Annotated in this window: 17 protein-coding genes and 1 pseudogene; 6 read left to right on the top strand and 12 right to left on the bottom strand. The window is 67.2% G+C overall.

Features of this window, described 5'->3' with window-relative positions; all coding sequences use genetic code 11:
* Positions 1–412 precede the first annotated feature (412 nt).
* Together OID54_RS37560 and OID54_RS37555 are read right to left on the bottom strand one after the other, a co-directional pair.
* A complete protein-coding gene (locus OID54_RS37560; RefSeq protein WP_329027181.1) occupies positions 413–589 on the bottom strand; it encodes a hypothetical protein in 177 nt (58 codons plus the stop codon).
* 4 nt (positions 590–593) lie between these two features.
* Positions 594–1,526, bottom strand: coding sequence for an AAA family ATPase (locus OID54_RS37555; RefSeq protein ID WP_329027179.1), 933 nt, complete (start codon positions 1,524–1,526; stop codon positions 594–596).
* Positions 1,527–2,296: 770 nt separating this feature from the next.
* Here OID54_RS37555 and OID54_RS37550 point away from each other — a divergent pair.
* Positions 2,297–2,971, top strand: coding sequence for a Type 1 glutamine amidotransferase-like domain-containing protein (locus OID54_RS37550; protein WP_329027175.1), 675 nt, complete (start codon positions 2,297–2,299; stop codon positions 2,969–2,971).
* 301 nt (positions 2,972–3,272) lie between these two features.
* Here the strand turns inward: OID54_RS37550 and OID54_RS37545 are convergent, their stop codons facing one another.
* A complete protein-coding gene (locus tag OID54_RS37545; protein WP_329027173.1) occupies positions 3,273–3,431 on the bottom strand; it encodes a hypothetical protein in 159 nt (52 codons plus the stop codon).
* A 279-nt stretch (positions 3,432–3,710) separates the two neighbouring features.
* On the opposite strand from OID54_RS37545, the gene OID54_RS37540 reads away from it, so the two are divergent.
* Positions 3,711–6,443 carry a tetratricopeptide repeat protein gene (locus tag OID54_RS37540; protein WP_329027171.1) on the top strand — a complete coding sequence of 911 codons (2,733 nt, stop codon included), beginning with the start codon at positions 3,711–3,713 and terminating at the stop codon, positions 6,441–6,443.
* 546 nt (positions 6,444–6,989) lie between these two features.
* Here OID54_RS37540 and OID54_RS37535 read toward each other — a convergent pair.
* Positions 6,990–7,370 carry a hypothetical protein gene (locus OID54_RS37535; RefSeq protein WP_329027170.1) on the bottom strand — a complete coding sequence of 127 codons (381 nt, stop codon included), beginning with the start codon at positions 7,368–7,370 and terminating at the stop codon, positions 6,990–6,992.
* A 92-nt stretch (positions 7,371–7,462) separates the two neighbouring features.
* Between OID54_RS37535 and OID54_RS37530 the strand changes: the two genes are divergently transcribed.
* Positions 7,463–8,280, top strand: a protein-coding gene (locus OID54_RS37530; RefSeq protein ID WP_329027168.1) for an IS5 family transposase whose coding sequence is annotated in 2 segments (ribosomal slippage) — positions 7,463–7,805 and positions 7,805–8,280 — 819 coding nt in all. Because the reading frame shifts where the segments join, the coding sequence is not laid out codon by codon here.
* Between the two features lie 276 nt (positions 8,281–8,556).
* Positions 8,557–8,757: pseudogene (locus OID54_RS37525) on the top strand (hypothetical protein); the annotation flags it as partial.
* A gap of 193 nt (positions 8,758–8,950) precedes the next feature.
* Here the strand turns inward: OID54_RS37525 and OID54_RS37520 are convergent.
* The 5 genes from OID54_RS37520 to OID54_RS37500 form a co-directional block, all read right to left on the bottom strand.
* On the bottom strand, positions 8,951–10,102 hold the full coding sequence (locus tag OID54_RS37520) for a hypothetical protein (protein ID WP_329027166.1): 1,152 nt from the start codon (positions 10,100–10,102) through the stop codon (positions 8,951–8,953).
* A 75-nt stretch (positions 10,103–10,177) separates the two neighbouring features.
* Positions 10,178–10,405 (bottom strand): hypothetical protein, encoded by a 228-nt coding sequence (locus OID54_RS37515; RefSeq protein WP_329027164.1) that lies wholly within the window; start codon positions 10,403–10,405, stop codon positions 10,178–10,180.
* A 1,012-nt stretch (positions 10,406–11,417) separates the two neighbouring features.
* On the bottom strand, positions 11,418–12,212 hold the full coding sequence (locus tag OID54_RS37510) for a DUF5707 domain-containing protein (protein ID WP_329027162.1): 795 nt from the start codon (positions 12,210–12,212) through the stop codon (positions 11,418–11,420).
* 316 nt (positions 12,213–12,528) lie between these two features.
* Positions 12,529–13,251, bottom strand: a complete 723-nt coding sequence (locus OID54_RS37505; protein WP_329027160.1) for a hypothetical protein — start codon at positions 13,249–13,251, stop codon at positions 12,529–12,531.
* 632 nt (positions 13,252–13,883) lie between these two features.
* Positions 13,884–14,387: a hypothetical protein gene (locus tag OID54_RS37500; protein ID WP_329027158.1), complete on the bottom strand. Its 504-nt coding sequence runs from the start codon at positions 14,385–14,387 to the stop codon at positions 13,884–13,886.
* Positions 14,388–14,712: 325 nt separating this feature from the next.
* On the opposite strand from OID54_RS37500, the gene OID54_RS37495 reads away from it, so the two are divergent.
* Complete coding sequence (locus OID54_RS37495; RefSeq protein ID WP_329027157.1) at positions 14,713–15,180, top strand: hypothetical protein; 468 nt, start codon at positions 14,713–14,715, stop codon at positions 15,178–15,180.
* A gap of 1,298 nt (positions 15,181–16,478) precedes the next feature.
* Positions 16,479–16,928: a hypothetical protein gene (locus OID54_RS37490; RefSeq protein WP_329027155.1), complete on the top strand. Its 450-nt coding sequence runs from the start codon at positions 16,479–16,481 to the stop codon at positions 16,926–16,928.
* Between the two features lie 450 nt (positions 16,929–17,378).
* Here the strand turns inward: OID54_RS37490 and OID54_RS37485 are convergent, their stop codons facing one another.
* Genes OID54_RS37485 through OID54_RS37475 form a run of 3 tightly spaced genes read right to left on the bottom strand, consistent with a single transcriptional unit; the run spans position 17,379 to position 23,575 of the window.
* Positions 17,379–19,646, bottom strand: a complete 2,268-nt coding sequence (locus OID54_RS37485) for a DEAD/DEAH box helicase (protein ID WP_329027154.1) — start codon at positions 19,644–19,646, stop codon at positions 17,379–17,381.
* A 45-nt stretch (positions 19,647–19,691) separates the two neighbouring features.
* Positions 19,692–20,312 (bottom strand): telomere-protecting terminal protein Tpg, encoded by a 621-nt coding sequence (gene tpg / locus OID54_RS37480; protein ID WP_329027152.1) that lies wholly within the window; start codon positions 20,310–20,312, stop codon positions 19,692–19,694.
* Positions 20,312–23,575, bottom strand: coding sequence for a DnaB-like helicase C-terminal domain-containing protein (locus tag OID54_RS37475; protein ID WP_329027149.1), 3,264 nt, complete (start codon positions 23,573–23,575; stop codon positions 20,312–20,314). The genes tpg and OID54_RS37475 overlap by 1 nt, the downstream gene beginning before the upstream one ends.
* Positions 23,576–24,727 lie beyond the last annotated feature (1,152 nt).

Genomic DNA, 24,727 nt, shown 5'->3' with positions numbered 1-24,727 from the left:
GTGACTACGGGCTGCGCCCTTCGCTGAAGCGGCCGCAAAGCGGCCGTGGTTGGGTCTGCGACCCAACACACTACAGGGCGGGTCTGCGACCCGTGTCCTGCGCTGCGCTTCGGACTGAGCACTCTGCTGCGCGGCGTGCTCTGGTATGGGGTTTCTCTGGATTGAGAGGCTTTCAGTTTGTCTTGTGTTGCGGTTACTTCGGGCAGCGAGGAGGGGCGGGGGTTCTGTTGGTTTGGTCATGGGTCGGATCATTGTGGTGAGGGTGCGTCAGATCTTGGAGGTGTCGTTTTGGTTGAACTTCTGAGATCGACGGGTACCCCTTTGGGGGTTCAGCGGGAGGAGTGCTCGCCAGCCTTCTGCCCGCCGGCAGGAGGTGCGGTTCGGCTGTTGGGCTTTCGGCCGATCTCCTGTGCTACTTGTTGGACCACTTGCTCACTCCTCCCCAATGGGTCGGCCTGCCCGGCGCCCAGCTCGTCTTGAGCACGATCGGAGTGAGCCAGACCCCACGGTCTGCCAGTTCCCGTTGGAAGACTCGGAGAACGAGGCGTTCCTCGGTCTGGCCCTCGACGAGGATGTGGATCTGTCGCATTCGGTCAGTCTTGCTGCTCCGGCTCGGGGGCGGGGCGACCACCTAGAAGGTTTTTCAGCCACAGGTCGCCGAGTGAGTATGCCTCCAGCCACGCCGTCAGAGTCTCGGGGTCCGGCCGACGCAACTGCGTTGAACCGTCGACGCGTTCGGCGACGACGAGCTCATTGACGTCGAACTGGTCGAGCAGGGTGACGGACTGGGTGGCCGCGAGGACCTGGCTGCGGGCGGTGGCCGAGCGCAGCATGTCCGCGAGGATAGTGATTGCGAACGGGTGGAGCCCCAGTTCGGGCTCGTCGAGGACCAGGAGCGCCGGAGGGTCTGGCTGGAGCAGGAGCGTGGTCAGGCAGATGAAGCGCAGGGCGCCGTCGGATAGGGCGCCGGCTGGGAAGACGGTGTCGGAGTCCGTTTGTTTCCACCGCAGGCGCACCCGTTCTTGGGTGTCTTCGGACAGGACGAAGTCGCGGAAGAACGGTGCGACGGACCGGACTGTGCGCACGATCTTCTGGTAGACGGCTGGATGGTCCTCCCGCAAGCGGAGAAGGAAGGCGGCCAGGTTCCGGGCGTCGGGGTGCAGGGTTTCCGAATCGGAGGTGTAGCCGGCTTGTTTCACTGGTGCGTTGGGGGTCGTGTCATGGAAGTGGTAGACCCGGCAGCCCCGCAGGATTCTCAGTGTGTGCCCGGCGACGCCGCTTCCTCCCCGTGGTCCTTCAGCGGCTATTTGAGGGAGCAGCGACTCGCGGTGTCCGCGGCCGAGGGATTCGCTCCACGGCTTGGTGAAGCGCGAGGTGTCGTGAAACTCTACCGTCTCGTTTTTGAAGAACAGTTGTCCGTGGGCGGCGGGTACCAGGATGGCCTCGTAGGCGTTGTCATGGGGGTCTGCGGTTGCTTCCAGTCGCAGGCGGATCCGCGCGGTTCCCTTGACCCCGTCGTGGATCATGCCTTCTGGTCCGCCGCGCAGGCCGACCTCCATCTCGCCACCCGGGTGCGTACCGTCGACCCACGACGTGCAGCCGACACGGCGGAGGACATGTCGGCACCTGCACCCACCGCCCATATTCCGGGGAGCACCCAGTGATGCTGGGCGTTCAGATGGGCTCGGTCTGTCGAAAGAACGGGTCAATGCAGGTGCTGGCTTCCAGCCCTGCCACCTCGCCCTCGGCCATGCAGCCGCCTACATGGTCAACGAGGAAGTCTCCAGCACGGCCTCCCGTTTGAAATACCGCACCCCAGGTCAGCGACCTGATTAGGTCAAGGGCAATCGTGTAGTGGCAGGTCACACGAGGGGTGAATTCCAGTCGATACAACTACCACATCCCAGGTCAGAGTTCTGATGATGTTGCAACTTGACAGGTAAGCGACGCCTGGCTGGACCACATCGACCCGCGCTGGACCACCACTTGCCGGCCTTCGGTGCTGGTCTCTGTACCGCAGCTGACGGCGCCGAGTCCTTGGAGGCGGGTGACAATCGGGCCCGGGGATGTCTCGTGCTCGACCCGGTGGCTCAAGGCGAGGGCCAGGATCTGGCGATTCTGCTCGGCTGGGGCTTCGGCCCGGCCTGCTCGCCGGACCACCCAAAACGGCGCCAGAGGGACTACTTGCAGCCGTTGCCGCCACGGACGTGGACGAGGCGACAACGGCCAGCCGGTCCGCCCAGCAGCTGCCCCGTTCGGGCAGCTGCTGACGTGGTCATCGTCCTAGGGTGGCGTGATGAAGCTTCTCCTTACCGATTCCGGTGTCAGGAACTCCAGCATGCTGGCGGCTCTGGTCGATCTCCTGGGCAAACCGATTGCCGAGGCCAGCGCCCTCTGTATCCCTACCGCGGGATACGGGGGCCCCTACGGAGATCCGGGCGGGCCCTGGCGCTTCATCAGCGGGCGGTCCCCCAGCCCCATGACCGAGTTGGGGTGGAATTCGGTGGGCGTGCTGGAGCTGAGCGCACTTTCCAGCATCGACAAGGAACGCTGGGTCTCCTGGGTCCAAGAGGCAGACGCCCTGCTGGTGAACGGCGGCGACGCCCTGTACCTGTGCCACTGGATGCGGGAATCCGGACTGGCCGACCTCTTCCCGTCACTGCGCGACACGGTCTACGTCGGGCTCAGTGCCGGGAGCATGGTGCTCACTCCCCGCATCGGGGAGCACTTCGTCGGCTGGAAGCCGCACACCGGTGACGACAGCACGCTGGGAGTCGTCGATTTCTCCATCTTCCCGCACCTCGACAGCCCCGGCTGTCCCGACAACACCATGGCCGACGCGGAAAGGTGGGCCGCCGGAATGAACGGCCGGGCATACGCCATTGACGCTCAGACCGCCATCACGGTGACCGACGGCAGCGTCGAGGTCGTCTCCGAAGGGCACTGGAAGCTGTTCAACCCAGCAGCATGAACGTCGACGACTACCCCCTCTCCGAGCTCACTGCGCTGCGGCGGCCCGAACCGACCGCGAAGCACTCGACCGCGGAGACGCCGCCTCCCCCACTACCGCTTCGAACCCCTATGCGGGCACAGCTATGGCCACACGACGTTGAACCCCACAGCACCCCACCCACCAGGACCACCAAGATCGCTTTTGGTAAGGACCTGGTACTCAGCTGACACTCGAACAATCTCCAGGGCCTGAGTCACTCACCCGCGCTGGTGGGTGAGTCAGGCCCTTGCCCTGCCCCAGGCGGTGCCCTCAAGCGGGTTCACAACATATGCGGGGGTCCGGCCAGCGAGCGCCGCGCTGCGAGGAGTCGGCATAGTGAGCGCGTTGCATCGGGCACATTGTCGAAGCTGCCGTCGAGGTTGCCGATGCGGCAGAAGGAACCATCGGGGCGCACCACGTAGCGCCAGGTGAACGACATGCAAAAGCCCCCTATCGGGGTGGAACGGTGACGCGAATGAACACAATCTGCCCGCCGTCACGGCAGCGTCAAGAGGTCAGACGTGACCTCCTCTTCTATGGGCGGCCTTCCAGCTCTCGTGTTGGGTTCAATAGCCGGATGGCCTAGATGTCAGCAGAACTCCCCGGCGGGGGCCCCGGGCTGGTAGTCGTAGAGTCCAGCGATCAGTGAGGCTGTGCGCCCTTTGGGCCCGCAGGGTTGATACGTCCGGCACGGGGGTTTGGTATGGCAGGGAGAACAGTGTCGCGGCGGGAGATGATCCAGCGGCGGCGCAGTGGCAGGTTCATGGGTCGACGGCATGAGCTGGCGGTGTTCCGGGAGAACCTCTCTGAAGGAGCTGGGAGCGAGGGGTATCAGTTTCTCTTCCATGTGCGGGGTCTTGCCGGCGTGGGCAAGTCGACGCTGGTGCGGCGGTGGGAGGAGTTAGCGCGTGAGATGGGCGCGGTGACTGCGGTGGTGGGTGACGGGGTGCACAGTGTGCCGGAGGCTATGGAGGCCATCAGTACGCAGTTCGGGCAGCAGGGTTGTGTGCTGAAGGGGTTTGACAAGCACTTGGCCGTGTATCGGCAGAAGCAACATGAAGTTGATGCCGCTTCGGTTCTCCAGGAGATTGCGGCGGCGCAGGGGTCGGAGTCTGGGGCCAGCAGCGGCGAGGGCGCGGAGGTCATTCCGGCGTCGGGGTCGAGTCTGTTCATCGCGCAGTCCAGCCTGGTGGGTCTGGGGTTGGTGCCGGGGGTGGGGGCTCTAGCAAGTGCGGTCAACCCGCAGTTGGTGGCGGCGGGGATGGATCGAGCGCGGGCCGTTCTCAGTGCTCGGCTGCGCAGCGCTGATGATGTGCGGCTGGTCCTCTCGCCGGTAGAGGTGTTGAGTCCGGTTCTTCTTGAGGATCTCGGAGCGGTTGTGGGGCGTCGTCCGTGGGTGGTGCTGTTCTTCGACACATACGAACGGACGGCTCCTCTTCTGGATCGTTGGCTGCGGGATGTGATGGTCAGTGAGGTGTACGGGGAGGTGCCGGTGAACGTGGTGACCGTGATTGCCGGTCAGGGACGGCTGGATCCGGTCTGCTGGGGTGATCACCTGGATCTGGTTTGTGAGGTGCCGCTGGATGTGTTCACCGATGACGAGGCCCGTGCTCTGCTCGCCGCGCGGGGGGTGATCGATGAGGAGGTGACTGAGGTCATCCTGCGTGCTTCGGGACGGCTGCCGGTACTTCTGGATGCCTTGGCACTGGGTCGTCCGCAGGCGTTGGAGGAGGTCGGTGATCCCGCCGATACTGTGGTCAGTCGGTTCCTCAAGTGGGAGAACGACCCTCAGCGGCGGGCGGCGATCCTTGCCTGCGCTCTGCCTCTGCAGCTGAATGCGGACATCTACCAGGCGGCCATGCCTGCGTCCGAGCCGGGAGACGAGGGCTACGGGTGGCTGCGCCGTTTGCCGTTCGTCACTGAGGAAGCCGGCGCGTGCAGGTACCACGATGTTATTCGCTCGCAGGTGCTGCGGCTCCAGCGCACCCATTCCCCGGCCCAGTGGGCCGATCGGCATGCCAGGTTGTCGGAGGCCTTCCGTCAGTGGCGGACCGCTCAGGAGCAAGGCCTTGAGCCACGCAATTTTTGGGACGACCGTGCTTGGCGGGAACACCTATTGAACGAGACGTACCACCAGTTGTGCGCCCGCCCCCGGCACGCGCTGGCGGAAGCTCTCGAGCAGACCGTTCATGCTTGCGACCACGGTCCGGAGGTCTGCAGACGCTGGGCACGCATGCTCATCCAGGCCGGCGACGACAGCGAATCCAGCACTCTTGCCGACATCGGGCGGCGGCTTCACGACGCTGTCGGCACCAGCAACGACAGCGCGGACAGCGTCGCCGTCTTGCTGTCCCTCCCCGAGCTCAGAACTACTGGGCGGGCGCTGGCCCACGCGGTGCGCGCCAGCGACCACCACAACCATGGCCGCCACAGCAGCGCCCTTGGCGACTACACGGCCGCACTGCGCATCAACCCGGCCCTCGCCCGTGCCTATGCAGGTCGCGCCCTGACGTATGGGGTCCTGGGTCGTTACGGCGAGGCACTGGTGGACTTCGACCGCGGCATCGAGATGGACCCGCAGGACACCTGGGCCATCAACGAACGCGGCCTCACCTACCACCTCATGGGCCGATACGACGAAGCACTCACCGACTACAACCACGTCCTCGAACTCCACCCACAGGACACTGCCGCCATCAAGCGTCGGGGAGCTCTTCACCGGCTGGCGGGCAGATATGAGGATGCTCTCCTGGATCTCAACCGTGCTATCTCGCTTGAGCCGGACGAGGGCTGGATGCTCTCAACCCGCGGACAGGTCCATTGCCTGATGGGTCGTTACGGCGAGGCACTGGTGGACTTCGACCGCGGCATCGAGATGGACCCGCAGGACACCTGGGCCATCAACGAACGCGGCCTCACCTACCACCTCATGGGCCGATACGACGAAGCACTCACCGACTACAACCACGTCCTCGAACTCCACCCACAGAATGGTTGGGCTGCCGTCTACCGCAGCGAGACCCACCGCCACATGGGCCGATACGACGAAGCACTGGCCGATCTTAGCCGTGCCATTGAGCTCGGCATGGACGAGGGCTGGTGCCGGTACCAGTACGCGATTGCGTTGCGTTGTTCTGGGGCCGGCGGAGCCGCTGAACATCTAGCCAGTGCGGTAGCGGTCTATCTCGCCACGATCGAAGGCAGTAGCAACAACGAGGAAACCCTCTCAGCACAGGGAAATCTGGTGGTAGTGCTATGTGCGGTACCTGATTGGGGCCGGGCGTACGAGATGACGGTCCAATTCCTCGCGGCAGGTCCATCTGCGTTTCGGGTCCAGGAGCTCGTGGACGACCTGAACGATCTACAACGAGCGCTGCCCGTCGAGGCGGAAAAACTTGAGCCGATCCTGCGCCAATGCCAGGATGCGTTAGCCGCTGAGACCAGTGCCTAACTGGTTGCCACCTTGAAGAGATTGCTCAATACACAGCTCTCCGTTCCGCCACACCGGCAGAGCCCTGGTACTCGAGGTGACCCCGGGCTCAGAATCAGGATGGGGTTCGGCTTCGGGGCCGGGATGCCACGGGAGCAGGGTTCCAAACGGTGCGCGCACCAGCGGAGTGAGTGGTCGGGGAGCCGTGCCTAGGGTCGCCGTAGGCGAGAATCCAACTGGTGAGCAACACACGGAACTGGTGGAACTATCTGCCCGGCTCGATGCCGCCTTGGCCGCGAGGACGTCGACTCCGGCGGCCAGCACGAACTCGAAACGGCCAGGGGCAGGGGCAGGGGCGGGGGCGGGGCGCTGAGCGCCGCTGAACTGTGTCGGGATTTCCCGACACTTGACCGGCTTATGTCGCCCCAGGGGCGACATAAGCCGGTCAAGTGTCAAGCTGAGGCGACATAAGCCGGTTCGAATGTCGGGCTAAGGCGACCTAAGACGGTGTCTCACGTGGCGATCTTGCTCGCCGCAGGGCCATAGGTGCTCAGGGGGACAGCCCTGTCAGGCTGGCCAGCTGAGTCGGCCGTCCACGATGGCCGGGAGAGACGTGGGCATCTCGTCGGTGATCCAGGCAAACTCCAGGGCTGCGAGCGTGGCTCCCTGGTCCGTCCATACGAGGATCGTGCCGACGTAGGCGCCGGACGGGTCATGGACGTGCGCGTCTACGGGTACGAGCTCTGTCGGCAGTGCTGCATGCTGGCAAGTTTCTCGGACCTGCAGGTCGACGCTCACCGAGTCGGGCCCCCAGACAGCGGTCACCTCGGTGCGGTCCAGTTGACTCCGCAGTTGCGACGCGCCGACGAACTCCGCCGACAGGACGTGTTGAAGCACTGCGCGCTCACCGGCGTTCAACGGGCGCGGGTCGACGGAAGGAGGAGCCATGCACCCATTCTGAGGCGGCAAGGGCAACCAGCCCAACGTTTACACCGACCGTCGCCGGGGGCCGCCGCCCGGCAGCGGCATCATGATCGTTCATGGGTGGGGATCTGTCGCAGCGGCTCGTGCCGGATGATCTATGGGCCATGGTCGAGCCGGTACTGCCGTCCTTCCGCTCGCGCCCGCAAGGCGGTGGCACCGCGTCGATCGACCAGCGTGCCGTGTTCACGGCCGTCGTGTACGTGCTGACCAGCGGGTGCGCGTGGCGGTATCTGCCACCGTCATTCGGAGTGTCGCCGGCGACGGCTCACCGGAGGTTCTCCGTCTGGACCGCATCCGGAGTGTGGCGTCGCCTGCACCGGGTGGTTCTGGACGACATCGGAGCCCGTGGCGGGCTCGACTGGAGCTCTGTGATCGTCGACGCTGCCTCGGTGCGCGCGAAAAGGGGGGTCCGCAGACGGAGCCGAATCCGGTTGACCGAGGCAAATCGGGCAGCAAACTGCACGTTCTGACCGATGCGCAGGGGCTGCCTGTGGTCGTCGGGGTGTCTGCCGCAAACGTCAACGATGTCCAAGCGCTTCGCCCGCTCATCCTCGGGATCCCGGCTGTCCGCTCACGTCGCGGCCCCCGTCGGCGACGCCCCGACAAGGTCCGGGCCGGCAAGGCGTACCACTCGGCAGGCAACCTGGCGTGGCTACGCGAGCGCAACATCGTTCCACGGATCGCCCGGCCGGGTGTGGAGTCTTCAGAACGCCTCGGAAGGCACCGGTGGAAGATCGAGAGGTCGATCTCATGGCTCTTCGGATACCGCCGCCTGACCGTCCGCTATGAACGCAAGGGCGGTCACTTCCTAGCCTTCCTCGGCCTCGCCGCAGCCATGACCTGCTACAACAAGCTCTCCAAGATCACCACGTGAGACACGGTCTAAGGGAGTGGGAGCCCACGGCTTGCGGCTGTCTGTCGACTTCTTCGCTTCGAGTGCTTCGGCCAGACCCTGTCCAGCCAGAGCCCCACGGCTTGGGTGGTATCGGGGGAATGGCGCGTGCAGGGGCATGGACTGGTGGCTGGAAACGGGCGTTAGACGGCTGGTGAACCCACACTCGGGAGGGCCGTTGAACAACTTCCAGGTCAAACGCTCTTCTGACATTCCGTCCTGCTCTCGCTGCGGAGGAGACCTCATCGTGAGCGCACCGAACTATGGTCCGATCCCGTCGAGGTCGAGGCGCTGAAGATTCGACTCGACGATCTGCACCAGGCGAAGATCCGACTCGCTGATGAGGTGCTCGTAGTCGGCGACTACATCGGAGACAGCACCCGAGCCGAAATCGCCTACGCCCCGTCGCTGGGCAAGCCCGTGCGGTTCACGCACCCCGAAGTCAACCCTGACGCCTGACCGCCCGCTGCCACTCGACAACCAGCGGCCGGCAGCCCGCCACCCGAGTCTCGCGGTGGCTTCGGCCGCCGCCCACACCCACACCCTCCGCAGGCACCCCTTGCAATTGATCAATCTAGGAGTCGGCATGACGGGGCCACGCTTCCTGACCGACAATTGTCCCCGCGCCCGATGGCGCGGGGACAGACCAAGCTCAGGTGGCCCATGTGAACCGGAGCGCTGGGTTTGTGCTCTGTCGCCAGCTGCCCGCGCCCTGGGGAACTGGCTTACGGACTGCCTGTGCGGTGTGCTGGGACGGTGTACTGGGTGCTAGCGGAGGCATCCGGAGCCCGGAGGGGCCGTGGACACCGAGTTCGCCGTTGTTCGCCCGGCGCAGCAGCTCGCCCCCGTTCTTCAGTGCCATGGTGACCCGGGTGCACAGGCGGGGGTGGAACGGCATGGCGAGTGGGACGAGGGCGGTGATGGCGGCCGGATGGGGAATCGAGCTGTTGTGCAGCTCGCGCACGACCTGGTTGAAGGCGTAGCCGAGTTTGTTCGGTAGTTGGGTGTCGGAGCGTTGTAGGGAGGACAGCAGCAGCGCCAGCATGTCCTCGTAGGCGGTGTGCAGGGCGCTGATGTTGTCGTGGGAGATGTTGTTGAGGGCGGATAGGCCGCGGCCGCGCTCCAGGCGTTCGAGGATGTCCTTGAGCATTTTCATGTTGATGTCGCCGGCGTATCGCAGGGGTTGCTGCACGCGGGCCAGCAGCTTGCCGCCCTCCACGGCTTCCCGCGCGGAGAAGCGGCCCAGGAGGTGGAACCATGCCTCCTGGCTGCGCAGGGAGTGGACGCCGCAGCCGATGAGGATTTGGTAGAGGATCTTGGCTCGCAGTGGGCGCGTGCCGCGTAGGACGGCCCTGTAGGTGACGTGGGAGTAGCCGGGGGCCTGTTGGGCGAGGGTGCGGTGGCTGAGACCGTTGAAGTTGAGCAGCGTCGTGAGGAGTTCGCGCAGTTCGCTTTCGTGGGTGACCTGCGGCGGGGTGAGGTCGGCGGTGCGCTCCCATCGGTGCAGTGCCTCGCGGCACAGATCGGCGGGGGGTGTGGCGGTTGCCAGGCGGAGGCTTTCCCAGCGCGCGCTCCAGTCCTCGGGGTTGCCGCCGCAGGCCAGGACGTAGCCGTTGACGGTGGTCCAGGTGGGCAGTTTCTTGCCCGCGTGGGCGTTTGACAGTGTCGCGGTGGATATCCCGCTCTGCTGGGCCATCGTCGCCAGCTGTGGGTCGCCGGCCTTCTTGCGCAGCGTTTGGAGGTCGCGGGCGAAGGTGATCAGCGGGTCGTCGCTGGGGGGTAAGGGGTTCATGGGGCGGGCCACGGTGTCCATCTCCTTCCCGAGCCCGGAAGCAGGGCCGGGCCCGTCGGTGGGACGGGCCCGGCCGGGGGGGGCGGGTCAGAGCAGCCGCTGGCGGAGTTCGGTGGCCATCAAACCGGCGACGCCCAGGATGGCCAGGGCCTCCTCCAGCTTCATTCCCCGGGCGAGCAGGACGACCAGTGCGCCCAGGAGGATGACGAGCAAGAGTAAAGAGGCCAGCGGCGAGGACTGCGTGGTGCTCGCAGGGGTGTGCGCGCACGGCCCGTTCTGCTCAGCAGGAACGGGCTCAGGAAGCAGGAAAGACAAGGAAGTTGACTCCCAACAGGAGGCGGGTGGTCGGTTCGTGGTCCGGAACGTTGGTGCTCAAGTGCCTTGCAGGGCACAGGGCTTCGCGCTCGTGGTTGCAGCCACATGCGTCGGCGAAGCCCACATTACCCAGGCATACGCGTGAAGATGCCGATCCAGTTCCCATTGGAGGCAAAGCATAAATAAAGCACTACCCTGTTATTTAACGTCCGGAATAGAATTGTTCAATGGATGATTCGCCGCCGGATCTAATATCTCGCGAATCTGGCACGTATTCGCAGGTCACATCGGATTATCCGGGCCGCGAGAAAATATTTGCCTACATCTCTTGGCCGGGACTCGTTGTCCCCCCATGCTTGAACTCGTTCCCACGTTCGCGTGGATGCACGAGTCCGCGGACGCGTGCGCACGCGTACAAGAGAGGCGCAGGTCCAACGGTCCGGACACGCACCGCAGAACAATAGGAGGCCCCGTTGCAGCGGCCCTCCGCAAGGTGGCAACGGCCGATAGGTCAGCCACTGGGCTTCCTTCCACCCGACGATGACGACACTCGCGGGGCCGAAGGGCGTAGGGCAAGGGTGTGGGGCTCGGCGGATTTCGCCGGCCCCACACCCCTGCCGTACCTACGCGTCCCGCCCAGCGAGGGCGCAGTCTCCGGCGAAACGTCCTGGCTTTTCCCCTCTCCCGGGCCCGGAGCAGAAGGTGGGGGTGCCCCTATGACGCTCTTCAAGGTGGCGGGCTAGCTTGCCGGTGCTGTCGGTTAGGTGGAGGGGATGTGTAAGGGCGTCGCGGACCGGATCATCGCGGCTGGGCTGGACGGCGAGGGCGGCAGGCCGCTCGCGGGCTTGCTGTGTGAGTAGGCCGCTCAATTCGCGGACGCCGCGTTGAGCATGGACTCGCTCCAATGGCAGCAGAACTTCCTGCCCTGACCGGCGCTGGTCCTGACATGTATGCCTAGTTCATGGGTCTTCGGCCCAGGCCATTTCGCTCAGCGGGTCGGGTCTTCGTGGGGCTATTTCACGTCGATGTAGTCCGCCGTGGAGAAGACTGCGGGGGTCGTGGACGTGCCTGCGAAGGAGTAGCGGAAGGAGCCGTCCGCGGTGGCTTTCGTCGTGGTCTTCAGGTTGCCCTTGCTGTCCGTCGTGACGGTCTTGAGGGTCGTGTAGGTGGAGGTGCCCTTCTTCTTGAACTGGAGCGTGACCGGCTGCTTGGTATAGCCCCCGTACGTGTAGGTCTCCCAGTTGGCGCGGGTCAGGGCGCCGGTCACGGTGATCGTCTTGTTCTTGTGTACCGGTTCGGGTGAGGCGTTGGCCGTGAGCTTGGAGTTGCGTAGGACTCTTGCCTTCGTGGCGGAGTCCTTGCTGATGTAGTCGCCGTCGTTGGCCAGGGCATAGGCGCTCACGGTCCAGGTTCCGGCCGTGGTGTTGTCCTGGGGTTCGATGCGCGGGTTCATGGTGAAGGTGTAGGTGCAGGTGGTCGTGGTGCGGCTCTGGTTCACGCACTTGCCCCTGATGTCGTCGGGGAGCACGAGACCGTAGGGGTCGCCGCTCGGCTTGTGGATGGGGCCGTGCCACATGATGGGGTAGGTTCTTCCGACCTCGATGCCGGAGTCGTCCGTGGCGGTCACCGCGATGGTGAACGTCTTCACATCCGTGGTCCCCAGGACGATGTCCTTCCCTCCGTTGACGACCACCTTCGTGATCTTGATGTTGCCCGAGACCTCATCCGCCTGGGCGGCGCCCGGAAGTACGAACGCGGACAGGACGAGTGCCCCGGCGAGGGCTGCCACGGTGGTCTGGTGATGCATGAAGGGTTCTCCCACAGTCCAGCGCCTCAGGAACATCCCCAGGCGGAGCGACCAAAGCCCACCCGGTACACGGATGGCATGTAAACGACCATCGGGCCACAGGAATGGTTGCGCTCCCCACCCGACCCACTGACTCCAGGATGAGCACGGCGCTCGTTGAGACGCACTCCGGCCGCATCGCGCGGGGCTTCAGCCTCGAAGTTGAACCCCTCGAACACCAACGGGCGCGCGGTGACTTCGCCGGGCGCCGGTCAGTCGGCGAAGTGGCGCTCGCCGTGGTGGAAGTCTTTAACCCGGGGCCGTACGCCACTGGATGTCAGTCGTCGTTCTCATCCGGATCGTCTTCGGAGATCGGGTAAAGCGGCACTCCGACCGCTATGCGCGCCTGCTTGAAGCTCTCGTCCGTCGGGCCCTTCAAGGGGTAAACGTTGCGTACTAGCGGCGTCGGCCAGTCAACTTTGCGCAGCGACTTGAGGTCGGTCATACCGGCCGTGGCTGCCCAGCTCCTGAGTCCGCGTAGCGCGGCGTCCGCCTTGGCTGCGGTCATGTTCGCCGCGTACACCAGCCATCCGTGAGCGCCAAGCTGTTTCCCGACGGCGCACTCGGGGCTTCCTTTGGATCGGCCAAGGGGCTTATCAGTCCCAGCAGCGAGGACGGGGATGCCGTCCATTCGGGCGAGGTACAACACTACCCGGGTGGTGTCCGCCTGAGCTTGAACCTCGCGGGCCGCAGTAACCACCCGGTCCCACAGGTCAGCCTCCGGTACCTCGTCAAGGTTCACGGTCTCGCTCTGACCTCCTTGTGGCATGCGGGCTGCCGGCATGTGCGCATCCATCCCGTCAGCTTTGAGTCGCCGCAAGACGGACCGTTCGACCTGCCGTGCGGCCTCTCGGGAGGGGAGCAGCATGGCGCGGTACAAGTTCCACTCTTCTCGCTGGTGTTGAGCGATTCGTGTGGAGTTCAGGGCGGCGATTCCCACCTTTCCGACCTGAGTGGCGCTGTGCCTGAGGACGTAGACGTGGGTCGGTGTCGCGGTCATGCGTCGGTCTCCTTCCGGTTCGACGCGCGCGGTTCGGCGAGGTCGATATGCATGGGCGCGCAGCGGCTCGGTGTACTTGTGGTTGTTGCCCGGGGTCTTCTGCGCGGAGCGGGCGCGTGGGTCGGCGCGGGACTGTTTGCGTGGCATGGTTGTTGCCGCTCTCCGGGCAGCCCGCGCCTGCCCGCAGTGGTGCGGGTGGGTGTCGCGGGCCTGGGTGGGGACCCTTGGCCGTCTGAGCTGCTGCGGCGCGGGCGGGGATGCGGCATTGGCGGTCGGCGGTGCGCGTCCTGCAGGTTGGCATCGTAGCGGAGGGCGTGTGTCTTGCGGTGGCGGTCTGAGCGCGCATCGTGCCCTGGGTTTGTTCTCGTCATGCGGGCGTAACGCGGGTCGGCGACTCGTGTGCGGGCGCGCGTCTCTCGGTGGCCCGTTGGTGACGTCGTCGCTGGTGTGCGTTTCGGGGGGCGGGAGAGACCTGCTCTGCTGAGTGGTGGGGTGATGTGGCCTTTGCCAGCCTCGCGGCGTGGCTCGCCGAGGATGCCGACCGTTCGGTTGGGTCGGTGTCGGCATCCTCGGCGAGCCACGCCGTCGGGTTGTGGGCGGTGCTTCGTCGCCGTTCGTTCGAGTCGGTGGTGTCAGTGGGGCGGGGTGTCGTGGTGGTGGTCGGTGACGATGTGGAGGCGGGTGATGGCGGTCGGGCGTGCGGAGGGCGGGATGGGGTGGGGGGGTGGGTCGGTTCGGTGGACGCGGAGGGCCTGTTGGCCCGGGCGCCAGCCCTGGCGGTCCACCACGTTGACCGCGTAGCCGAGGTGGGTGAGGGTGTCGGCGACTGCCATGAGGCGTTCGGTGCGGTGTGCTGCTGCTCCGGGTGGGTCGCTCTGTCCTAGGCGCCACCGGTAGGCCGTATCGGGGTGGTGGACGACCTCAACAGTCCAGAGCACGCCGGGTGGCCACTGGTCCGCGGGGAGGGCTTCCACGGTGCAGAACTCGCCCTGCCATCCGGTCGGCCCGGATCGGGAGGGTGGCGTCAGGCCAGCATCCGCCAAATGCCGGGCGATCTCGGCCGCACCTGCGTAATAGCCGACAGCCTCCGGGGCGGAGGGGCGGTCGGTTTCGCCGGCGGGATCGTGCGTGGCCATGCCTCATCCTGCTCTGCCACACCGCCCCAGCGCAGCGATTTCCCTGCGGGTGGCCAAGATCCACCCGCATACCCTCCTCGGGTGATGTGGGGGACGGCGCCAAGACATCGTCGAAACAGGGTGGGAAGTCGTGCAGGCACGCCTCCCACTCCGGGTTGGCGAGCGTCATAGTCTCTTGAGGCCTCCTCGTCGGTTCGGAGGGCGGGGATACTGCTGCCTGCCATGTCTTGGACCAGGGTGCCGCACGGCAACTCGGGCCGTTCTGCGGGCTACATGTGCACGGATCGCCGGGCCGGACGGCGGAGCGGCCCTGAGGGTCGCGGTGATGCTCGCCCTGCCGACTGCTATGGAGTCGAACGTGGTCGGCTGTGGGGAGGTCCTCGTCGAGGACACGGCGGCATGGGCCGTTCTTCTCGGCGCAGGCGGGGGTACGCAGCTCGTACTCGACGAGGTCCAGGCCCGTCCTGTTCGGCTCGTGGGAGACCACCGCCGGCGTCCTACTTCGCTGCCTCGGCGGCCCGTCGGCCATGCATTGGGCGGCACCGCCCACCACAGAACTGCGCCTGACTTGCGAACAACTCGCGCCGAGCGGCGTCTTGCCCCCCTGAACTCGTTCATCGACCTGAAGCCCTTCGGCCCCACCGACAGTGACGCCCGGTCGGAGATGGCCGTCACGATCACCGCCGTACCCGTGATGGAACGCAAGGCGCGCAAGGGCCTGACACGGCGAGCCCTGGTCCACATGGCCCGGCACTTCGGATACACCGACGCCGAGGCGGGTGTGCTGTGGTGACACACGAGCAGGGCCGGACTCCCTGCGGCCCAGGTCCGGCATCCGCCCGGGCGAACCGTCTCGGCGTGCCTACGCGGCAGGCGTTTCAGAATGAAGGACGACTCGGGTGCGGGTTGGCAGTCGGTAGTCGAGGCGAGGCCATCTGCACACTGCGTTCGTGGGGGAAGTGGCCCTGGCAGCCGCCCCCGCCCCTACGGTTGCTCTTTATGCCCTCTGAGGACCGGCCCGGGACAGTTCGGGACCTGATGGACGTCGAGCGTCCGGCTGGCACGCATCTCTCGCAGTCGAGCAGACCTGGCGGGGAGCAGTGCTCTTGATGCGGCTGTCAGCGCCCCGATCCCCTACGCCCGGGCGCGCTTCCCCACCTCTGCGACACGGCGAGGCCGGCCAGACCCCCATGACCGGGCTGGCTTTGGTCGGTGGCCTACGCCTGCGCGCACCGTCCGAGTTCGACTGGGCCGTGCGGGTGAAGTACTGGCGATATCACCTGTCTCAACCAAGGCGCTGCTCAGCGCTGCTCGATAATGGGCTCGGCCCGAGGCGGGCCACGTTCTGAACGCCGCCCGATCCGGCGTCTTTGGAGCGCAAGGAGCGTGGGACTGCACCGGCCTGCACCACCGAGTTCGTACGACAGCCCGTCAGTGTGCATGGCGTGCCGGAATCGGGCAGGGCGCGCTGGAAAGGCACTGTCGTGAGCCATCGCTCTTCGTGGGAGCCCCGCAAGCTCCGCTACTGGGCCGAATGCGGGGGGGCACACCCGTCGCCCCGGCCTTCGGGGCAGTCATCCAGCAGCGTGGGCGTCACCAGCGCAGATGCTGTTGGAGAGCTACGTGCTGGAGCAGCTCGGCCGGTCCCCGGACTTGTGTGCGCATCCGTTTGGGATCGCGTCGGTGACCAGTTCCGCCATGTCTGTCACCTTGCATCTCGACGCTTACCTCGGCCGGGAACGGTATTCCTTTCCTGAGTACTGTCTGAGTCGTCTGCTGCCCACGGCCCCCGCACCGCGCACGCAAGATGAACCGGCCGGTATTCCAGGACTGCGGGTGAGCGGTGTTGTTGCCCGCGGTCGGCAACTACGGCTGCACATGGTGAATGATCTCGGACGAACGGCGGCTCTTGTCCTGGCCCTTCCCAGCAAGCAGGCAGAGAGCTGGGAGGTGGTTCTGCGACGACATGCGCGCTGGTGTGTGGGCCATGGTGTGCGACCGCTATGGACGGGCCAGCGGCTTGATCCCGTAGAGGCCGCGTACATCGACGCCTGCCCCGGTCTGCAGTGTGCGCGATCCAGACGGGCGGAAGTGGGAAACGCCTTGCTACGGCGGATCGCTCTCTTCCACACGGTCGGTGCCTTCTACCGTGTCCAGTGTTGGGACGAGGGCGAGGGATGGAAGATCGACGCCCACTCCGCGCGCCCTCACGCTCTCGGGCACGACCGGCTCCTGGAGCGGCTGTGCCACCTGCGGTGGGGGCTGCCGGTACAGGTGTCTGACCGGTTCTGCTTCTGCGGTGAACCGGACACCCCCGGCCAGTGGGGGCACACGTGCTCCTTCTACTTCGGCAGCCGCGACACCCGTCGAAACGATCCCTTGTATCTGCGGATCCATACGGATCGGGGCCGATGCGACCACGAAGAGCGGATCGGGGCCCTGCGCGAGGTCGGGGCACCAGAAAGCTGGATCGCTCGGGCCTTCCCTCAAGGCATTCTCCAGCCTGACGCTGAACGCGGCGATGCTGACCAACTTCTCTGACGACGCCGCAATTTCGGGAACCGTCGCCGCTCGCGGGCGATGTACCGAGTTCTGCAAGCGGGTTCCTGGCCCGGCTGCCTGCGACGCACGCGACCACCACGCCGTCGTCTGCGCGGCGGCCGCGGCCGGGGAGCCATCCTCCCGGGATCTTCTCTCACAGCGACCATCTCCAGACCCAGCCGGCCCTCGCCGCGGCCTACTTCGGGCCCCCCGGCAAGGACTGGCGGTCCACCCTCCGCACCAAGGACCAGGTGAGATGCGCCGCTACCTGCCCCACGACGCCCCGGCGACGCGGTGCGCTCCGTCGAACTGTTCGGCGTGGCCGTCTCTCGTCATCCCGATGCGCTGCACCGGACATGTCTGCTTCCGGCGGAAGGAGTTTCGGTTGCCGGGCGAAGGCGGTGCGCGGGTTCCGCCCTGGACAGTGCTCGTCGAGAAATGCCGGACTGACTATCCGGTCAGGACGGTCTCGTCGTCGGTGAGGCCGATCTCTCTCAGGAGTTGTTCCTGGTCGATGGTGAGATGGTCGCCGGGGTTGCGGAGCCAGGTGCGGTAGGCGCGGCCGTCGCCGGGCTGGGTGAGGCTTTGGCCGTGGTGGTGGCGGTGGGCGGCGGTCTGGTAGTTGCTCTGCCAGCGGAAGTCCCAGGCGGGGTACCAGTGGGGGTCGATGCGGTTGAGTTCTGTGCGCAGGCGGGTGTCGATGGTGTGGTTTTTGGCGCTGGCGCGGTAGTTGCGTAGGCGTTCGCCGACTTTGGTGCCGTCGGGGGCGGTGTAGGAGACGGGGACGGCGAGTCCTCCGGTGTCGCGGGCGCAGTCTTCGGCGTAGGTGATGAAGGTGTCGCGGCTGGCTTCGGCGGGGTTCCAGAGCATGCCGTGGGCGTCAAGGAAGGCGGTTTGCCAGGGGGCGAGTTCGCCTTTGCGGTGGGCTGTGCGTTGGTATTCGAGCCAGGTGTGGAGGTCGGTGCGGTGGGGGTCGGTGTGCAGGGTGGCGGCTTGGGTGCGGGTGATGGCGAGGTGGCCGTGTTCGTCCCAGTAGGCGGTGACCTGGCGCATCATGTCGGCCCATTCGTTGGACGTGTTGTGGGGTTTGAAGGTGCGCAGGGTCATGACGTGGTGGATCTCGCGGGGGGTCAGGGCGATCCCGTCGGTGCCGACGATTTCGGGGAAGCCGCTGCTGGGGCCGAAGGGGGGTGTGGTGCGGTCTTCGGGGGTGAGGTGGACGGTGGGCTCCGCGCTCTGGGGTGTGTTCTGGCCTGTGCCGTCGGCAGGGGTGGTTGCGGGGGTTTGGGCGGTGGCGGCGGGGAGTTCGGTGGTGGGGATGCGGTCGGCGATGCGCAGGTCGTGGGAGCTCAGGGCGATCAGCATGTCGTAGAGGGGTTGGAAGGAGTCGGCGTGGAGGAGGTCTTTGGGTTCTTCGCCGGGGGCTAGGTAGACGGGGATGAGGATGGTGGCCGTCTCCGAGCCGTCGGGGTGCGGTCGCAGGGCGCGGCCGAGTGCTTGGACGACGTCGGTGACGCTGGCTTTGGGGGCGGCGAAGCACAGGGCGTCCACGCTGGGTACGTCGTAGCCTTCGGCCAGGAGGCGGGAGTTGGCCAGGATGTTGAGGTGCGCGGGGGCGGGTTCGGTGCGGAAGGTGGCCAGTTTGTCGAAGCGGTCGGGGTCTTGTCCGTAGACCGCGTGGGCCCACAGGCTCTCGGGGCGCAGTGGGACGGGGCCGTGTGCGGTTTCGGTGGTCTCGCCGTCCAGGGCGTTCGCTGTTTGGGTGAGGGTGGTGGTGAAGGCGCGGGCGTCGGCGATCGCTTTGTGGAAGGTGATCATTTTGCGGACGTGGTGGGTGGCGCAGGTTTTGAGGACGGCGGTGGCCAGGCTGGTGAGGGCGACGGTGTCGGTGGCGCGGGCGGTGCGGGTGCGGCGCAGTCGGGGTTGGAGGTCGGGGTGGTCGACGGCGACGAGGACGATGCGGTAGTCGCGGGCGAGTTTTTGGGAGATGGCGGTGGAGAGTTGCATGTCGAAGACGCGGGGGCCGTAGAGGTCGGGATCGTCCATGCTGGCGACGAGGTAGAGGCCGTTCTCGCGGGGGGTGAGGGTTTCGGCGTAGGTGGGGTCGGCGGACCAGATGCGGGGGGTGGCGGTGCAGTAGAAGCGGCGGGCGGCGGGGATCTCGTCGTCGTTGTGGACGATGGACCAGGCTTTGTCGAGGCTGCCGGAGGTGCGGTGGGCTTCGTCGCAGATGATCAGGTCCCAGGGTGGGATGGCTCCGTTGCGGTGGGCGGTGATGAGGGTGCCGTGGAAGTTGCCGCTGTCGACGAGGTGGGCGTAGGTGGCGAAGACGGTGTAGTGGGTAAGTCCGGTGAGCATGTCGGTGAGTTCGTCGGGGTTGCCGGCGCGGGGTACGCCGAGGGAGGTGAGGTCGTCGAGGGGGGCGCAGACGGCGATGAGGGCGCCCGCGTGGGCGCTGTCGGTCTGGAAGACGCGGATGGTTTGCAGGAGCAGGTCGAGGGTGGGGAAGAGGATCAGGCGCCGGTCGGCGTGGCCGGAGGCGGCGAGTTCCTCGCACAGGCGGGCGCAGATCAGTGTTTTGCCGGTGCCGCAGGGAGCGACGATGTGGCAGCGGGAGTCTTCCTCGCGCAGGGTGTGCGCCGCGGCCTGGACCGCGGTCTTCTGATGCTTTTTCAGCCTCTTGCGCTCCGCCGGGGGCGGCTGGTGAGGGATGAACATACGCGGAGGTCCTCCAGGGCCTCGGGGGCGGGCGCGGCCCGGGGGTCAGTGTTCGAAGTCGATGTAGGCGAGGTGGGACATCTCGGCTACCATGCCGGGGTCGAAGCGGAAGTACGCCTCGCAGACGCCCTGGCTGACGATGTCGAGGGCGCGGGCGCCGTCACTGGCGTGCCAGGCGGCCACCAGGGCGCGGCTCGTCTCGCGGGTGAGGTCCTCGTTGAGCCAGCGCTCGCGGGGGTCGTCGCTGGAGCCGACCCCGGTTGAGGAGAAGCCGAAGGTGCCGCGGACGTTGGCCCGCAGGCCGCGCGCGCACATCGCCGCGTCGATCTGGGCCCGGCTGATCCGCGGCCGGGGCCGGTACAGGGACCGTACGGCGGTCTCGAGACGCGCGGCGAAGGCGGCCGGTGGATGTTTACGCAGGCCCTTGAGGTAGCGGCGAACGGTCTCGGGGTGCACCCCGAGGAGGTCGGCGACGGCGCGGGTGCTGCCGGTGCGGCGGTGGAGGTAGGTAACCTGTGCGTGGGGGGTGCGCAGCCGGGTGGGGAGGCTGCGGCGGGCGGTGGCGATGATGCCTGCCCGGACCTGGTCGGCGGTCTTTGCCAGGGCCGTGAAAAGCCGGTGTTCGGCCGCGCGCTGGCGGTCGGGGCTCATGAACTGCAGGGCCATCACTCGTCCCCGTCCTTGTCGAGGTGCTTGATCTTGCCGGCGGGGTTGACGCCTTGGTCGGCCCAGTGCTGGTACCAGTCCATGGTGTGGGCCGGTTCGGGTTTGACGTGGCCGGGGTTGGGGCCGAGGGTGAAGCCGCCTTTGTGCCCGGTGAGTCCGAGGACGTCGTCGGTGGCCGAGGCGTAGGTGACGGAGTCCGTGCGGATGGCCAGCGGCACCGCGCCGGTGGCCTCCATCGTGGCGGCGATCTTGCGGTGGAGATTGACCCGGGAGCGGGCGATGACCGCGGCCCGGATGTCCGGCCGCCACTCCGGGCGCTTGAGCGCGGGCCACGGGGCGTGGGAGTCGCGGGAACGTGCCCCGGTGCGGTGGTCGCGCTCGCGGAGCTTGCCGATACCGCTCTTGAACGTGTCCTTGACCGCTTTCAGCACCCTCAGGTCGGTGGCGTGCCGGTCGCGGAACTCGTCGTCCTGAAGGCGGGCCATGGCGGCCAGGAACCGCTCCGCGTAGAGGGCCGGGTCTTCGTCCTTGTGCTTCGGTGTCACGTCCATGCGGGCGTAGGTGGCAAGGAGCGCGTCACGCAGCTGCTCGTACCAGGGGGTGAGGTAGAGGCCGTTGCCGAACGGCGGGGCGGGCGGGTACTTGCTGACGCCGTTGTCGTCCGGGGCGACGAGCGTCGGGGGGTGCGGTTCGATGCCGAGAGCCGCAGCTTGCTGGGCTGAGGGACGCACCTGCGCCTCCATCAGGCCGGGTTCGAAGCCGAGTTCGGTGGCGTAGGCGATGGTGCGGGTCTCGTACCAGGCGGGGCCGGTGGGGGTGGTGCCGTCCGGGGTGAAGGGGCTGGGCATGCCTTTGGGCGTCTCGACGTGGGAAAGGTCGGCGAGCCAGCTGCCGGGCAGGTCCTTGTCGAAGGGCGTCTGCGGCAGGTGGTAGGGCGCGCACAGGCCGACCCGGAGCCTGTTGGCGGCCGCGCCGAAGGCTGCGGAGACGTCGACCGTCACCACGTACGGGAACCGTCTCTCGGCCTGGGTGGGCTTGCGCCACCAGTTCAGGGCTTCCTCGTTGAGGACCTGCGCCGGGTCGCGGTCGTCGCGGCCCTTGGCGAGCGGGTGCCCGGGGGGCACCTCGCACGGAGCCGGGTCCACCGCGGCGTGCAGGGCGCCCTTCACCCACGCCGGACGCACATCTGGCTTCTGCCCGGCCTTGGCATAGTTCCAGGGCCGCGTCCGGGGCCTCGTCTGCTTCATCAGCTCATGCGAGGTGGCTCCGGTCGAGCTGGCCGGAGTGATCGCCGTCCGGCTGTAGGCGTCGAGGAACGCGACGACGTCGCCCGCGGGGAGGGGGAAGGTACCGGTGTCATCGTCGAAGGGCAGCGGCCAGCCGTCCTTGCTCAGCGCGCCCCAGGACAGGATCGCGAACTGCACCGAGCGGCGCTCTCCCTGATCGGTCATCGGCTGGTAGACACGCGGCCAGGTGCTGAACCACGGGTCCTCGCCCCGCCTGGTGACCTTCCATCCCGCCGCGTCGATCTGAGCCAGGAGCGGGTGGTCGGCGGGCAGCGCGCGGGTGCCGGGGTCGGGGAAGGGAGGCAGTCCAAGTTGTTCTGCGGCCCTGGGCATCAGCACGATCAGCGGGTCACGGTCGAAACTGTGCGGCCGGGCCCGGGGGGTGCCGAAAGGCCGGGCCAGCGCCCACTCGGCGACTTCCAGCACCGTGGTGGCCTTGCATGCCTGGGAACGGCCGCCCGCGAGGTAGGCGAAGCCCTCACCGTCGAGGACGGCGAAGGGGCCGTAGTCGAAGCGGCGCTTACGGGAGGGCCTCTCGGCGGATTCCGGCTGTTCGTCCTCCGACACGCCCTCCGAGTTGACGGGCACAACGAGGGTGGCTGCCGACAAGGCCGCAGCGGTGGAAGCGGCGGGGGCAGCCGGAGGGCCGCCTGTCCCCTTCGGCCAGGCGCCTGGGCGGCGCTGTGCGTCCGGGGCAGGCATGGACAGAGGAGGGGCCTCGGGGAGCGCGGCCTCCTGCCGGGCAGGCGTCTTCGGCATCGCTGCCGGGGGCGCGGTGGCGGTTGGGCGCGGTACCCCGTCCCTGGGCTGCTCGCACTCGGCGGCCAGCGCCTGCCGAGAGGCGGGTAGCTGCGCGACCGGAGCGGCGGTTCCGGCGGGTCTGTGGGCGATTCCCTCAGCGGCAGGGGCCTCGATGAAACGGGCGCAGGCCAAGTCGGTGCCGAGGCGTACGGGTGCGAGGGCGCCGAAGTCACGCTCCCACAGCGCCACTTCGGCCCGGGAGCCCTCGCGGGTGAGGGTGAGCGCGATGTCAGCGTGCAGGGAGGCGAGGACCTGAGGGTCGTCGCTGTCCACGACCGTCAGGACCGGCACGCGCAGTCGGTGCGCGAGGGCGGACAGTATCCGCGCGGCGGCAGGCAGCCCAGCGCCCGACAGCGCAACGCCCTCGCGCTCGGCGTACTGGAGCCGGTCGACCACCACCAGCGCCAGCTCACCGATGCGGGAGGCACTGTCCGCGATGATGTCTGCGCTCAGCTCCGCGTCGTCGATGTAGAGCGGGGCATACAGCCTGGATGCGTAGGCGTCGGCCGCCTGCTGCTGCGCGGCGGGCAGCGCCCGGGCCCGCAGGGACTGGTAGTTGAGCGCGAGGTGACCCGCGACCATACGGTCGGCCACCACATCCCGGCGCAGCCCGGAGGCCGCATACAGCACCGGCCGGTCGTAGTCGAGGGCTGTGGTGCGGGCGGCAGCAGCGGCCAGCAGGCTTCCCCCGGCTCCGGGGGCGGCGGCCAACACGACGTGGCGTCCGGCGGTCAGCCCCCGCACCGCGGTGTCCAGGGACGGCAATCCGAACATCACGTCCCCGCCCGGCTCGGGGGCCAAACGCAGGACCTCGCCGATCGGCACCGCCCGAGCGGCCGGATCCTGCGGAGCAAGCCGTTGTGCGGGCTCGGCCACCAGGAGCGCGACAGGCCCGGTGCCCTTGCGCTCCAGCACACACGGAGCGCCGCCGGCCGCCTCCTTCACCAAGGCTCCGAGCTTGGGCCGGGCAGCGGTCAAGGACACCCGCCGCAGCCGGGCCACCGCGTCAGCGTCCAGCTGGGACAACGGCGCCAGCAGCGCCCTGTACCCCTCCCGCTCCAAGTGCAGCAGCGTCGAGTGCCCTTCCTCGGCCATCCTCACCAGCCGCGTGAACAACTTGCGGGCCCTGTCCACCCCCAACGGCGAACCCGACTCCGGCCTCACAGTGTCAGACATCCCACTCCCTCACCCTTCATGATGTAACGCAACCCTACCGCACATGTTGAATGCTGCTACTGAACCTAGGAGCAAGTCCCTTGAAATAGAGGGTTTATACCTTCGTGGAAGATGTAACGTTGAGAGTTACCGTAAGCGTCAACTCCTCTTCCTTCAGCCCGTGAGACGGCGAGTCGGCGGGCGGGCTCGGCGTGGACGGGCTCCCTGCGCGCTGTGCGAGCATTGGGCGCCCAGCAACTCGGTGTATTCGTGTTGTTGCCCGTGGCCTTCTGCGCGGAGCCGAAGACCTCCCTCGTGAGCCCCGAGAAAGCCCGTGACGTGCTGGCGAGGCGGGGCTGGTCGCCGCACTGGGCGGAGGCCCGCCGACAGGCCGCGGGCGAGATCGTCGGCGACGCTGAGCAGGCCCGGGTGCCAACGCCCCCGATTCTCAGTCCCGCTCGCCGGGCCTCGCGGGCGAAGTCACCAATCGGCCACGCGCTGGCGGAACTCGCATCGGACGTACTCAACGCTGGCAGGATGGGCCGGGACGGGGCGCACCGATCCCCCGTCCCGGGGGGACAAAGGGCATGTTGAGAGCTGGAACGACCTGCGCCGACGCAATCAATTTCCTGGATATCGATCTCGTGGCCGGGAGCCTCAACGACGTCTCTATCCGGATCCCTCACATGATGAAAACGGGCGCGGAAGCCGAGGCCGAGATGCGGGCCGTGCGCAAGCGGGGACGTACCGCAGCAGTCCGCATCGAAGGAATCCTCCGCATCCTCCCCGGGCCCGGCGGAACGTCAGGCAGAGAACGGCTCGTGATCGAAGAAGACAAGCAGGGCCGCCAGAACCGCGTGGACGCGGTGGACCGCAAGATGGCCGCACGTCTGCTGCCCGATGCCGCTGTGCGGGCGCTGGGCCGCTGGCGGAAGGCGAACGCGTCGACTTACGCGGACGGGACGCCCAGCGCGCACACAGTCCGCTACACGCCCGGCCGGTGGGCGCAGATCACTCCGTGGCCGCCCATGCTGGCGCCCACCTCCGCAGGCGGTGACGCGGCAGTCAGCCGGGCCGAGGTGGCCGCGGTACTGGATGTACCGATTGCCGGTCGAACTCCGGTGTCCAACGCTGGCCTCACCCTCGGTCTCACCAAGGATGGATACTCGAACC

Origin of the sequence: Streptomyces sp. NBC_00690, assembly GCF_036226685.1 — a bacterium.
Classification (GTDB): domain Bacteria; phylum Actinomycetota; class Actinomycetes; order Streptomycetales; family Streptomycetaceae; genus Streptomyces.
Note: the sequence above shows the minus strand (reverse complement) of the source record. Positions and strands in the feature narration are given on the sequence as shown.